This is a genomic window from Streptomyces pilosus, from assembly GCF_014649835.1.
Classification (GTDB): Bacteria; Actinomycetota; Actinomycetes; order Streptomycetales; family Streptomycetaceae; genus Streptomyces; species Streptomyces pilosus.
The window spans coordinates 339,467-351,876 of sequence record NZ_BMTU01000007.1 but is presented as its reverse complement, the minus strand read 5'-3'; the positions used below and the strand labels follow the sequence as shown (position 1 = coordinate 351,876).

At 71.8% G+C, this 12,410-nt stretch carries 11 protein-coding genes and 1 pseudogene; 3 read left to right on the top strand and 9 right to left on the bottom strand.

Annotation, left to right across the window (positions count from 1 at the left end):
• The 5 genes and pseudogenes from IE118_RS20460 to IE118_RS20440 form a co-directional block, all read right to left on the bottom strand.
• Positions 1 to 712 (bottom strand): annotated as a pseudogene (locus tag IE118_RS20460) (serine/threonine protein phosphatase); the annotation flags it as partial.
• A gap of 273 nt (positions 713 to 985) precedes the next feature.
• Positions 986 to 1,678, bottom strand: coding sequence for a cytidylyl-2-hydroxypropylphosphonate hydrolase (gene fomD / locus IE118_RS20455; protein ID WP_189559412.1), 693 nt, complete (start codon positions 1,676 to 1,678; stop codon positions 986 to 988).
• Between the two features lie 73 nt (positions 1,679 to 1,751).
• Complete coding sequence (locus IE118_RS20450; RefSeq protein ID WP_189559411.1) at positions 1,752 to 3,155, bottom strand: class II fumarate hydratase; 1,404 nt, start codon at positions 3,153 to 3,155, stop codon at positions 1,752 to 1,754.
• 113 nt (positions 3,156 to 3,268) lie between these two features.
• On the bottom strand, positions 3,269 to 4,687 hold the full coding sequence (locus tag IE118_RS20445) for a M28 family peptidase (protein ID WP_229846874.1): 1,419 nt from the start codon (positions 4,685 to 4,687) through the stop codon (positions 3,269 to 3,271).
• Between the two features lie 271 nt (positions 4,688 to 4,958).
• A complete protein-coding gene (locus IE118_RS20440) occupies positions 4,959 to 6,635 on the bottom strand; it encodes a fumarate hydratase (RefSeq protein ID WP_306430390.1) in 1,677 nt (558 codons plus the stop codon).
• Between the two features lie 146 nt (positions 6,636 to 6,781).
• Here IE118_RS20440 and IE118_RS20435 point away from each other — a divergent pair, with 146 nt between their 5' ends.
• Together IE118_RS20435 and IE118_RS20430 are read left to right on the top strand one after the other, a co-directional pair.
• Positions 6,782 to 7,477, top strand: coding sequence for a DUF1707 SHOCT-like domain-containing protein (locus tag IE118_RS20435; protein ID WP_189559408.1), 696 nt, complete (start codon positions 6,782 to 6,784; stop codon positions 7,475 to 7,477).
• A 108-nt stretch (positions 7,478 to 7,585) separates the two neighbouring features.
• Positions 7,586 to 7,960: a WhiB family transcriptional regulator gene (locus tag IE118_RS20430; protein WP_189559407.1), complete on the top strand. Its 375-nt coding sequence runs from the start codon at positions 7,586 to 7,588 to the stop codon at positions 7,958 to 7,960.
• A 361-nt stretch (positions 7,961 to 8,321) separates the two neighbouring features.
• Here the strand turns inward: IE118_RS20430 and glpX are convergent, their stop codons facing one another.
• Positions 8,322 to 9,356 (bottom strand): class II fructose-bisphosphatase, encoded by a 1,035-nt coding sequence (gene glpX / locus IE118_RS20425; protein WP_189559406.1) that lies wholly within the window; start codon positions 9,354 to 9,356, stop codon positions 8,322 to 8,324.
• Between the two features lie 126 nt (positions 9,357 to 9,482).
• Between glpX and IE118_RS20420 the strand changes: the two genes are divergently transcribed.
• On the top strand, positions 9,483 to 10,007 hold the full coding sequence (locus IE118_RS20420) for a DUF4245 domain-containing protein (RefSeq protein ID WP_229846873.1): 525 nt from the start codon (positions 9,483 to 9,485) through the stop codon (positions 10,005 to 10,007).
• Positions 10,008 to 10,142: 135 nt separating this feature from the next.
• Here IE118_RS20420 and IE118_RS20415 read toward each other — a convergent pair whose 3' ends face one another.
• The 3 genes from IE118_RS20415 to xseA all read right to left on the bottom strand — a co-directional run bounded on the left by IE118_RS20415 (position 10,143) and on the right by xseA (position 12,348).
• Entirely contained in the window at positions 10,143 to 10,733 is a 591-nt protein-coding gene (locus tag IE118_RS20415) for a malonic semialdehyde reductase (RefSeq protein ID WP_189559405.1), read from the bottom strand.
• Positions 10,734 to 10,865: 132 nt separating this feature from the next.
• Positions 10,866 to 11,129 (bottom strand): exodeoxyribonuclease VII small subunit, encoded by a 264-nt coding sequence (locus IE118_RS20410; protein WP_189559404.1) that lies wholly within the window; start codon positions 11,127 to 11,129, stop codon positions 10,866 to 10,868.
• 10 nt (positions 11,130 to 11,139) lie between these two features.
• Positions 11,140 to 12,348, bottom strand: a complete 1,209-nt coding sequence (xseA, locus tag IE118_RS20405) for an exodeoxyribonuclease VII large subunit (RefSeq protein ID WP_189559403.1) — start codon at positions 12,346 to 12,348, stop codon at positions 11,140 to 11,142.
• Between the last annotated feature and the right edge of the window lie 62 nt (positions 12,349 to 12,410).

Sequence of the window (12,410 nt, the reverse complement as noted above, 5' to 3'; positions counted from 1 at the left end):
GCGGCGCGGCGACCGGCATGAAGCCGCCCTCGGTGTCCCGTTCCGCCGGGATGCGGTCGGTACGGCGCAGCCGCAGCACCAGCGGGCCGGTGGGCCGTTCGTCGCCGACCGGCAGCGGGTCCCGCAGATAGACCAGGATCGCGTCGGAGAAGGTGGGCACGGTGGCCCGGCACAGCCCCATCACGATCTCGTCCAGGTCGATGCCGCGGGCGATCCGCCGGGTCGCGGCGCCCACGAAGCGCAGCCGGTCCCCGTCCCGCCGCATCGGCGTCGGCCGCCCGGGCTGCGTCACCTGCCCGCTGCGGCGCTCCTTGCCGTCCGGCGAGGGCCCCGTCCGCACCTGCCCCGCGTCGGGCTGCACCGGGATGCCCTCCGGCGCGGGACGCGGCCGGTGCGAGTCCGGCCCGGCGCCCTGTCCGGCGCCCGGCTGGGAGTGCTCCGATCCGGGTTCGACGGCGGGGTCCTGCCCGCTGCCGTCCGGCGTCACCGTGCCCGGTGACGTGGGACCCGGTGACGCGGGACCCGGGGACGCGGCCCCGGACGCGGGCGGCTCACCGCCGGAGCGGCCCTGTACCGGTAAGGCGGCCCCCGTGCCCGGCACACGGGCCGGTGACGGGGTACGCAGGAGCGCCCCGCGGGGATCCGCGGGGTCCACGCCCGGCTGCGGGCGTTCGAAGGAGGTCGGCTGCTCCGTCACGCGTGTCGAGTCCATCCGTCCGGCGCACGCCGTGCGCGCGGTTCGTCCCGCCGAAACTCCGATACCCGGAACAGGTGCCCCAGGAACGGATTCCGCGTGTGGTCAGAGGTTGTTGCTGCGCCGCCGGCCGGCCGTCCCCGGCCCGCACCGGTGTTTCCGTACCCCTCGCTCACGTCCTGCCGCCCCTCGGTGACGTTCGGTCAAGCCCAGCGCGCGCTCCGGTGGTTCCTGCCCCGCGCCTTGCGGACGACGATCCTACGTTTCCCGCCCGGGGGCGCAGCAAGGGTCTCACGAGGACACATGCGCGGGAGTGCGGTCCCAGTCCTGTGGCAGCGACGGTACCGCCCAGGACGGATCCGGGCGCCAGTTCTCCCAGCCGTCCGAGAACGGCGGTCCCCAGGCGTCGATCACCTCGATCGCCGCCCGCCCGGCCGCCCGCACCCGCCCGGCCAGCGCGGAGTCCACCAGCCCGTCCCGCCGGGCCTGGGCGAACTCGTCCTCGTCCCGCCAGTACCTGGCCCCGTCCGGGTGCACGGAGATGTCCAGGAAGTGGTCCTCGGAGTCCACTCCGCCCGCCCAACGGGTCAGCGGCTCCTCCAGGTTGACGTACCAGTTCTTGAACCGCCAGCCCGGTTCCCAGAACAGCCACACCGACCAGGGCTCCGCGGGCCGGGCCAGCTTCAGCACACCGGTGCCGAGCCAGCGGCCGCGCGCCACCGTGCGCGGTTTGGTGTACCGGGTGGCGAGCGGTTCCTGGTGCACGGGTGTGCCGTCGGCGAGCACCGGTTTCACGCATTCGGTGCCGGGCGCCAGCCACACGGCGAGCAGGTCCGGGTCGTCGCGCACGACCGTGACGGGACGCGCGATGTGGATGCGCGCGCCGCCGTTCTCCCGGTAACGCCACAGGATCCGGGTCCCGGCTGCCCAGTGGCCGGACGTTCTGCCCGCTCGCTCGCCCATCGTCGCTCCGCCCTCTGCCATGCGCAGATTTTAGGTGCCCCGGGCATACGACGCTGCGGTACCCCGGCACGGTTCACACCCGGCACGCGAGGCTTTACGGGCGTGTCATCCGCAGGACATCGAGCGCCTCGTCGAGCTGCCCGACGGTGAGGTCGCCGCGTTCGACGTAGCCGCCCTCCAGGACCACCTGCCGGATGGTCTTCCGCTCGGCGAGGGACTTCTTGGCGACCTTGGCGGCCTCCTCGTAGCCGATGTACTTGTTGAGCGGGGTGACCACGGACGGCGAGGACTCGGCGTACTCCCGGGCCCGCTCGCGGTCCGCGACGATGCCGTCGACCGTGCGGTCGGCGAGGAGCCGGGAGACGTTGGCGAGCAGCCGCACCGACTCCAGCACGTTCTTCGCGATGACCGGCAGCATCACGTTGAGTTCGAAGTTGCCCGAGGCGCCGGCGGCGGCGACCGTCGCGTCGTTGCCGGTGACCTGGGCGCAGACCATGAGGACGGCCTCCGGGATCACCGGGTTGACCTTGCCGGGCATGATGGAGGAGCCGGGCTGGAGGTCGGGCAGGGCGATCTCCGCGAGGCCCGTGCGCGGCCCCGAGGCCATCCACCGCAGGTCGTTGGCGATCTTCGTCAGCCCGACGGCGACGGTCCGCAGCTGACCGCTGGTCTCCACGATGCCGTCGCGGGCGCCCTGCGCCTCGAAGTGGTCCCGCGCCTCGGTCAGCGGCAGCCCGGTCGCGCGGGCGACCTCCTCGATGACGGCGGCGGAGAACCCCGGCGGGGTGTTGATGCCGGTGCCGACGGCGGTGCCGCCGAGCGGCAGTTCCGCGAGGCGCGGCAGGGAGGCGTTCAGCCGCTCGATGCCGTACCGCACCTGGGCCGCGTACCCGCCGAACTCCTGACCCAGTGTCACCGGTGTGGCGTCCATCAGGTGCGTGCGCCCGGACTTCACCACGTCGGCGAACTCCTCGGCCTTGCGCTCCAGGGAGGCGGCGAGGTGGTCGAGGGCCGGGATCAGGTCCCGGGTGACGGCGGCGGTGGCGGCGATGTGGATCGACGACGGGAAGACGTCGTTGGACGACTGCGAGGCGTTGACGTGGTCGTTGGGGTGGACGTCCCGGCCCAGCCGCTCGGTGGCGAGGGTGGCGAGGACCTCGTTGGTGTTCATGTTGGACGAGGTCCCGGAGCCGGTCTGGAACACGTCGACGGGGAAGTGCTCGTCCCACCGCCCCTCGGCGACCTCGGCGGCCGCCTCCCCGATCGCCTCCGCGATGTCCTCGTCCAGCACCCCGAGGCGGGCGTTGACCGCGGCGGCGGCGCCCTTGATGCGGGCCAGGGCCTCGATGTGGGCGCGCTCCAGGCGCTGCCCGGAGACGGGGAAGTTCTCCACGGCGCGCTGGGTCTGCGCGCGCCACTTGGCGTCGGCGGGGACCCTCACCTCTCCCATGGAGTCGTGCTCGACGCGGTAGTCGCGGTCGTCGTCCGTGGTCGTCATCGTCGTACCTCCGAAGATGCACAGCAGTGGTCCCGGACGAGCGTATTCCCGTGGGCGGCCTCCGCCCCGCCGCGCGGGCCGCGCGGCGGGGCGGAGCACCCGTGGGGGGACGGTCAGCCGTTGCGCAGGGACACGTCGTCCAGCAGGAAGCCGGTCTGCAGGGTGTAGTCCTCGGTGGCGGTGAAGGTGAGGGTCACCGTCTGCCCGGCGTACGCCGACAGGTCGACCGACCGCTGCACGTAGCCGCTGCCGGCGTCGACGTTGGACAGGGTGGCGAGCGTGGTGCCGCCGGCCCTCACGGTGAACCGGTCGTAGGCGCGGGAGCCGGACTCGTCGGTGTCGATGTGCAGCCAGTAGGCCAGGGACGCCCGGGTGCATCCCGAGGGCACGGTCACGGTCTGGCTGATCGACTCGGTGCTCGTGGACCCGTTCCCGCCGAGCCAGGCGAACCGGGTGCCGCCGTGGGGCGCCTGGCCCGCGTGGGCGCCGATGGTGGCGGTGTTCCCGGTCCACGGGGAGGTCCCGCTCTCGAACCCGCCGTTGCCGACGGCGCCGGTGGTGTCGCAGGTGCCGCCGGTGCCGGTGTTCACGGCCCGCTGCCACACGGTGTACGCGATCCCGTCCGACGCGCGGTCCAGGCCGGTGGTGTTGATGTTGGTGAGGGTGTCGCAGGACCGGTGGTAGCACGGGTCGTACGCGGACCCCGAGGTGCCGCCCCACTTGGCGGCCTGCGCGGAGGTCTTGCGGGCGCTCGCACCCATGGCGTACCCGGAGGTCGGGATGCCGTACTGCTCGAAGGGGTAGTCGTCGCTGCGGCCGGCGCCCTCGGTGTTCTCCTCCGGCTGGAGGCCGAGGGAGTCCCAGTAGGCCTTCATCGGCGCGGCGGCCGCGGAGGTGATGTGGTTGATGAAGTAGCCGCCGTTGGTGGAGGCGACCATGTCGAAGTTGTAGTACGCCTTGATCTTCGCGCGCTCGGTGGAGGACAGCGCACGCACGTAGAAGTCGGACCCGTTGAGTCCCTGCTCCTCGTCGGTCCACCAGGCGAAGCGGACCCGGTTGCGCATGTCCGGGTTCTGCTGGGCCAGCGTCAGGGCGTTCTCGAGCAGCGCGGCGGAGCCGGAGCCGTTGTCGTTCATGCCGGGGCCGGCGGAGACGCCGTCGAGGTGGGCGCCGAACATGTAGACGGTGTTGGCGTCGCCCTTGGGCCACTCGGCGATCAGGTTGGGCCCGGCCCCGCTGGTGCAGCCGGAGGTGCAGGGCTGCTCGGTGACGGTGTATCCGGCGGCCTGGAGCTTGCCCTTCACGTAGGCGACGGAGTCGCGGTACCCCTGTCCGGTGGAGCGGCGGTTCCCGCCGTTCCGCGCGGCGATGGCGCTCAGTTCGTTGAGATGCGCCCTGACCTTGTTGACGTCGACGTCGGGTGCGGCGGCGGCGGTCACGGTGGGCGTGGAGTCGGCGGCCGCGGCGGGGAGTGTTCCGCAGCCGAGCACGACGGCGAGCGAGACGCTCGCCACGGCGAATCTTCGTTTCACCTGGTCTCCTCCGGGAGGTGGCCGTGGGGTGGCCACACAAGGATGGACATGGCGTGGCATGTGCATGTCGGAGCGCCGAGAAGACTCACAGCGATGGTTGATCCCGTCAACGGAACAGGCGCGGTCAGGCCCAGATTGTCCGAAAGCAGCACACGGAGTCCGCTATGCGGACGCGCCTTCGGTGGTGCCCCCGGGGAGGGGAACGGGAAGGGCGGCGGGGGCGTAGAACGCCGTCCCGCCGCCCCGGGGCTCCTGGCCCGCCGGTCAGCCGCTACGCAAGCCCCGGCCCCCGCACCGGGATCGACGTGAACGTCGGCTGCGGAGCCGGGTCCTGGAAGAAGTCGTTGCCCTTGTCGTCCACGACGACGAAGGCCGGGAAGTCCTCGACCTCGATCTTCCAGACCGCCTCCATCCCGAGCTCCTCGTACTCGACGACCTCGACCTTCTTGATGCAGTCCTGCGCGAGCCGGGCCGCGGGCCCGCCGATCGACCCCAGGTAGAAGCCCCCGTGCGCGTGGCACGCGTCCGTGACCTGCTTGCTCCGGTTCCCCTTCGCCAGCATCACCCTGGACCCGCCCGCCGCCTGGAACTGCTCCACGTAACTGTCCATCCGGCCCGCCGTCGTCGGCCCGAACGAGCCCGAGGCGTACCCCTCGGGCGTCTTCGCCGGCCCGGCGTAGTACACCGGGTGGTCCTTCAGGTACTGCGGCATCTCCTCGCCCGCGTCCAGCCGCTCCTTGATCTTCGCGTGCGCGATGTCCCGCGCCACCACCAGCGGTCCGGTCAGCGACAGCCGGGTCTTGACCGGGTGCCTGCTCAGCTCCGCGAGGATCTCGTCCATCGGCTGGTTCAGGTCGATCTTCACCACGTCGCCGGACTCGTCCAGCTGCTCGTCCGTCGTCTCCGGCAGGAACCGCGCCGGGTCCGTCTCCAGCTGCTCCAGGAACACGCCCTCGGCGGTGATCTTCGCGACCGCCTGCCGGTCCGCCGAGCAGGACACCGCGATCGCGACCGGGCAGGACGCCCCGTGCCGCGGCAGCCGCACCACGCGCACGTCGTGGCAGAAGTACTTGCCGCCGAACTGCGCGCCGATGCCGATCTTCTGCGTCAGCTCGAAGACCTTCTCCTCCAGCTCCTTGTCCCGGAAGCCGTGCCCGAGCGGGGAACCCTCGCCGGGGATCTCGTCCAGGTAGTGCGCGGAGGCGTACTTCGCCGTCTTCAGCGCGTACTCGGCCGACGTGCCGCCGACCACGATCGCCAGGTGGTAGGGCGGGCAGGCGGCCGTCCCCAGCGAACGGATCTTCTCCTCCAGGAACTTCATCATGGAGGCCTCGTTCAGGACGGCCTTCGTCTCCTGGTAGAGGAAGCTCTTGTTGGCCGACCCGCCGCCCTTGGCCATGAACAGGAACTTGTAGGCGTCACCGTCCGTCGCGTACAGCTCGATCTGCGCCGGGAGGTTGGATCCGGTGTTCTTCTCCTCCCACATGGTGAGCGGAGCCATCTGCGAGTACCGCAGGTTCAGGTTCTGGTAGGCGTCGTAGATGCCCCGGCTCAGGGCCTCCTCGTCGCGCCCCGCCGTCAGCACGTTCTGTCCGCGCTTGCCCATGACGATGGCCGTGCCGGTGTCCTGGCACATCGGCAGCACGCCCGCCGCCGCGATGTTCGCGTTCTTCAGCAGGTCCAGGGCGACGAACTTGTCGTTCCCGGACGCCTCCGGGTCGTCGATGATCCGGCGCAGCTGCGCCAGGTGCGCGGGGCGCAGGTAGTGCTGGATGTCACGGATGGCCTCCTCGGCGAGCTTGCGCAGCGCCTCCGGCTCCACCTTGAGGAACGTCCGGCCGTCGGCCTCGAAGGTGGACACACCTTCGGAGGTCACCAGCCGGTAGGGGGTGGTGTCCTCTCCCATGGGGAGCAGATCGGCGTACTCGAACTCAGGCATCTCGCCCATTCCTCACTCGACGGAAGACCGCCCGCCTCCGTCGGCGGGCGCCGACCAGCCTAGGACCTGCCGCCGGCGGCGAACCTGTGAGGTTGTCCTCAGTTGTCCGCCCCGGAGGGTAGTCGCGATCTATCGCGTTTGGGTAGGCTGCTGCCGTGGACCTCGACAAGCACGCCCAGCAGCCGGAAAAGGCACCGCGGACCGCCGAGTTGCGCGCCTCGGACGCCGACCGGGACCGTATCGCCGACCTCCTGCGCGACGCCCTCGCCGAGGGCCGCCTGACCGCCGACGAGCACGCGGAGCGCGTGGAGGGCGTGCTGGCCGCCAAGACGGTGGGGGAACTGGACGTGTTCGTCCGGGACCTGCCGATAGCCCACCAGCGCCAGGCGGCCCACGCCCCCGCGCCGCACCGGCCCACCGCCGGCGCGATCCCGATGGACCCCGACGACAACGTGGTCGCGGTGTTCAGTGCCGCCACCCGCAAGGGCCGCTGGCGCACCGGCCGCCGCATCCACGCGTACGCGATCTTCGGCAGCGTGGAGATCGACCTCAGCGAGGCCATGTTCGACCACCAGCAGGTCATGATCAAGGCGTTCTCCGTCTTCGGCAGCGTCGAGATCCGCGTCCCGGAGAACGTGTCGCTGCGCGGCACGGGCGGCGGCGTGCTCGGTTCCTTCGAGGTGGACACCCTGGACGCGACCGACGAGGAGGCGCCGGTCGTCTTCGTCGACGGCTGGGCGGTGCTGGGCAGCGTGGAGGCGCGGCCCAGGCGCGGGAAGCTCGTCGCGGACATCCTCGACCGGGTGCACCGCAAGGTGGACAGGAGCATGCGCAAGCACCTCGGGCACTGACTCCGGTGCGGGCGGAGCCCGTTGGGGACTCAGTGCATAGGCTCGCGCACATCGGGTAAGCCTTGCTGCATCGTGTCTCGCTTGCGAAGCCGTCGTCAGGAGTAGACCGTGCTGCAACCGCCGCATTCGTCCCTGCAGGTAGCCGCCGTTCCGGACCGGCGATCGGCAGCGCGGGACAGGGACCAGGACGCGCCCTGGCACACCGAGGCGGTGTGCCGGCGTGACGAGGCGGGGCTGTTCTTCGCGCCGTCGAAGGAGCCCACCGCCGCCCGGCTCTCCCGCGAGGAGGCGGCCAAGCGGGTCTGCGCCCGCTGTCCGGTCATGGTCGAGTGCCGCGAGCACGCCCTGCTCCAGCCCGAGCCGTACGGCGTCTGGGGCGGCCTCACCGCCGCGGAACGCCGTGTGGTGCTCGCGCGCCGCAGGCGCCGCGACATGGAACTGAAGAAGACGGCCCGCCAGGACCGCATAGCCGCGGCGGGCTGACCCCCGCACCCAAGAAGGGGGCGCCCCCTCCGCACCGGGACCGCCCCCTTCTCACGGGTCCTCGCCGGTCACAGCGGCGCAGGGAACCACGCGCTCAATCCCCGGGACCTCTCGACCCGCGCTGAGCGCAACCCACCTCAGGGGCGCGGGGGACCACGCGCTCAATCCCCGGGACCTCTCGACCCGCGGTGAGCGCAACCCACCTCAGGGGCGCGGGGAACTGCGCGCTCAACCCCCACCCACCTGTACCCACCGCGGCACTCGGCCCCGGGACCTCTCGGCCCCGGTGAGCACGACACTCATCAGGGGCGCGGGGAACTGCGCACGCGATCCCACGCACCCCCCGCACCCACCGACGGAGTCACTTCGCCCGGTCGAAATCCACCGCGCTGTAAGCCCTCAGCTTGCTGAGCCGGTGCTCGGAGTCGATCCTCCGCACCGTCCCCGACTTCGACCGCATCACGATCGAGTCCGTCGTCGCCGTCTCCGGCCGGTACCGCACACCACGCAGCAGCTCGCCGTCGGTGATGCCCGTCGCCACGAAGAACACGTTGTCCCCGGTGACCAGGTCCTCCGTGGTCAGCACCCGGTCCAGGTCGTGCCCCGCGTCGACCGCCCGCTGCCGCTCCTCCTCGTCCTTGGGCCACAGCTTGCCCTGGATCGTGCCGCCCAGGCACTTCACCGCGCAGGCCGAGATGATGCCCTCGGGAGTGCCGCCGACGCCGAGCAGCAGGTCGATGCCCGTGCCCTCGCGCAGCGCGAGGATCGAGCCGGCCACGTCACCGTCGGAGATCAGCTTGATGCGCGCACCGGTCTCCCGGATCTCCTTGATGATGCCCTCGTGCCGCGGCCGGTCCAGGATCACCACGGTGACGTCCTCGGGCGTGACCCGCTTGGCCTTGGCGACCCGCCGGATGTTCACGTTCACCGGCGCGTTGATGTCGACGAAGTCGGCCGCCTCCGGGCCGGTGACCAGCTTGTCCATGTAGAACACGGCCGAGGGGTCGAACATCGAGCCGCGCTCGGCGGCGGCCAGCACCGCGATGGCGTTCGTCATGCCCTTGGCGGTCAGCGTGGTCCCGTCGATCGGGTCGACGGCGATGTCGCACTCCGGTCCGGTCCCGTCGCCCACGCGCTCCCCGTTGAAGAGCATCGGGGCTTCGTCCTTCTCGCCCTCGCCGATGACGACGACGCCGTTCATCGAGACGGTGGAGACGAGCGTGCGCATGGCGCGCACCGCGGCACCGTCGGCGCCGTTCTTGTCGCCGCGCCCCACCCAACGGCCGGCGGCCATCGCCGCGGCCTCGGTGACCCGTACGAGCTCCAGGGCGAGGTTGCGGTCGGGGGCCTCGGAGGGAACATCGAGCTCGGACGGCAGGTGATGGTGTTCGGTCATCGGAGCGCACCTTTCTGTACGACGACGGCCGGATGAGGGTATGGGCCAAGACTCTATCGCCAGGCAGACAAAATGAGCAGGGGCCCCCACGGATGAGCGCTCCGGGCACCTGCGACGATAGGGGGCGTGGCAGGAACGAACAGCATGCAGAAAACGGCCAGGGACATGATCCTCTCGCTGGCTGTCATCGTGCTCGTGGCGGGCGTGGTCTGGCTCCTCAACGCGCAGGAGGACGGCGACCCCGACCTCAAGCGGGTCGACTACCGGGTGGACCTGCTCACCGCCCGCCGGGCCGCCCCGTATCCCGTGGCCGCTCCCGTCGGGCTGCCGGAGGCATGGAAGCCCACCTCGGTGCGCTTCCGGGGCGAGGACGCCGACGCCTGGCACCTGGGCTACCACGCCCCGGACGGGCAGTACGTGGCGGTCGAGCAGTCCACGGACAAGCGGGTGGCGTTCATCGACAGCAAGACGCAGGGCGCCGAGAAGACCGACGTCACCCAGCAGATCGACGGCGAGACGTGGACGCGGTACGAGGGCGACCACTACGACGCGCTGGTCCTGGAGGGCACCGACGGCTCGACCACCCTGGTGACGGGCACCGGGTCGTTCGGGCAGCTGACGAAGATGGCCGCATCGCTGCGCACGGAGTGAGCGGGCGCGACGAAGGGGCGGGGCCCGGCCGGATCACCTGATCCGGCCGGGCCCCGCCCCTCGTGCGCCGTGCGCGCGCTCGTACTGCCGTGCGCGCTCGTACCGCCGTGCGCGCTCGTACCGCCGTGTGCGCGGTCAGACCGTGGTGACGACCTGCTCGAACTCCAGACGCGGGCTGCGCGGGAACCAGGCGTCCGGGCCGGGACGGCCGATGTTCACGACCATCAGCGGGGTGTGGTCGTCGTCCAGGAACTCCTTGCGGACACCCTCGAAGTCGAGGCCGGTCATCGGTCCGGCGGCCAGGCCGGCGGCGCGGACGCCGATGATGAAGTACGCGGCCTGGAGGGCGGCGTTCAGCGCGGCGGAGCCCTCGCGCACCGGACGCTCGCCGAAGACGGCGTCCTTGGCCTGCGGGAAGTGCGGGAACAGGTGCGGCAGCTCCTCGTGGAACTCGTTGTCCGCGGACAGGATCGCGACCAGCGGGGCGGCGGCCGTCTTGGACCGGTTGCCCTCGGCCAGGTGCTGGACGAGGCGCTCGCGGGCCTCGGGGGAGCGCACCAGCGTGACGCGCAGCGGCGACTGGTTCATGGATGTGGGGCCGTACTTGACCAGGTCGTAGATCGCCCGCACCTGCTCGTCGGTCACCGGCTCGTCGGTGAACGTGTTGGCGGTGCGCGCCTCGCGGAACAGCAGGTCCTGGGCGGCGGCGTCGAGAACGAGAGACATGGGTGAACCTTTGCGGTGGTGCGTCGGCCCGGGACTCCGTGTGGGGACCACGGACCTGTTGACGCACCCGACCGTACGCCCGGGAGGTTCAATGTTCAACTAAAAGCGGAACGGGGTGATCCGTTTCACGGATCAGCCCTCGCGGCCGTCCTTCCCGTCGCCCTCCCCGGCCTCCTCCGCCAGCGCCGCGTCCAGCCGCGCCCGCGCCCCCTCCAGCCAGCGCCGGCACACCTTGGCCAGCTCCTCGCCCCGCTCCCACAGCGCGAGGGACTCCTCCAGCGATGTGCCGCCCGCCTCCAGCCGCCGCACGACCTCGATCAGCTCGTCCCGCGCCTGCTCGTACCCGAGCGCCTCGCCCGCCACCTGCTCGGACCCCGTCTCCGTCTTGCTCGTCATTCCGCCCACCCTACGCATCGACCCGGACAGTGAACTCGCCCTCGGAGACCCGCGCCCGCAGGGTCTCACCGGCCTCCACCTCGCCCGGAGCGCGCACCGCGTGCCCGTCCGGCCGCTGGAGCACCGCGTACCCGCGCTTCAGGGTCGCGGCGGGGGACAGGGCCACCACCCGCGCGTGCGTGTGGGTCAGCTCGGACCCGGCCCGGTCCAGCTGGTGCCGCAGCGAGCGCCGCGTCCGCTCCAGCAGCGCCGTGACCTCCTCCGCCCGGGCCTCCACCATCCGGTGCGGGTCCTGTATCGCGGGCCGGGCCAGCGCGTGCGCCAGCCCGCGCTCCTCCCGCTCCAGCAGCGCCCCCACGCAGCGCCGCGCGCGGTCGCGCAGCATCCGCACCCGCTCGTACTCCTCACCCACGTCCGGCACCACCTTCTTGGCGGCGTCCGTCGGCGTGGAGGCGCGCAGGTCGGCGACGTGGTCCAGGAGCGGATTGTCCGGCTCGTGCCCGATCGCCGAGACGACCGGCGTACGACAGGCCGCCACCGCCCGCACCAGCTGCTCGTCGGAGAAGGGCAGCAGGTCCTCCACGCTGCCGCCGCCCCGCGCCACGATGATCACGTCCACGTCGTCGACCGCGTCCAGCTCCTTCACGGCCTGGACGACCTGCGGCACCGCGTGCACCCCCTGCACCGGCACGTTGCGCACCTCGAAGCGCACGGCCGGCCAGCGGTGCCGCGCGTTCTCCAGCACGTCCCGCTCGGCCGCCGAGGCCCGCCCGCAGACCAGGCCGATCAGCTGCGGCAGGAACGGCAGCGGCTTCTTGCGCTCCGGCGCGAAGAGGCCCTCCCGCGCGAGGGACTTCTTCAGCTGCTCGAGCCGCGCCAGCAGCTCACCCACCCCGACCGGCTTGATCTCGGCGGCGCGCAGCGACAGCTGCCCGCGCGGCGCGTACCACTCAGGCTTGCAGTGCACCACCACCCGGGCGCCCTCGCTCACCACGTCCGCGACCGCGTCGAACACCTGCCGGTAGCAGGTCACGCCCACGGAGATGTCGTACGAGGGGTCGCGCAGCGTCAGGAAGACGACCCCGGCGCCCGGCCGCCGCGACAGCTGGGTGATCTGCCCCTCCACCCACACCGCGCCGAGCCGGTCGATCCACCCGCCGATGAGCCGCGACACCTCCCCGACCGGGATGGGAGCTTCCGCAGACGTGTTGACAGCCATGCCGCGAGCGTAGTGCGCCGCACCGACAACCCACCGCGACCGGGCCCCGGGACGGGGCCCTT

Excerpts from the sequence above, each read along its gene's own strand:
- xseA (WP_189559403.1), bottom strand. The coding sequence starts at position 12,348 with ATGGCTGTCAACACGTCTGCGGAAGCTCCCATCCCGGTCGGGGAGGTG.
- IE118_RS20415 (WP_189559405.1), bottom strand. The coding sequence starts at position 10,733 with ATGTCTCTCGTTCTCGACGCCGCCGCCCAGGACCTGCTGTTCCGCGAG.
- IE118_RS20450 (WP_189559411.1), bottom strand. The coding sequence starts at position 3,155 with ATGACGACCACGGACGACGACCGCGACTACCGCGTCGAGCACGACTCC.
- fomD (WP_189559412.1), bottom strand. The coding sequence starts at position 1,678 with ATGGCAGAGGGCGGAGCGACGATGGGCGAGCGAGCGGGCAGAACGTCC.
- glpX (WP_189559406.1), bottom strand. The coding sequence starts at position 9,356 with ATGACCGAACACCATCACCTGCCGTCCGAGCTCGATGTTCCCTCCGAG.
- IE118_RS20440 (WP_306430390.1), bottom strand. The coding sequence starts at position 6,635 with ATGGGCGAGATGCCTGAGTTCGAGTACGCCGATCTGCTCCCCATGGGA.
- IE118_RS20410 (WP_189559404.1), bottom strand. The coding sequence starts at position 11,129 with ATGACGAGCAAGACGGAGACGGGGTCCGAGCAGGTGGCGGGCGAGGCG.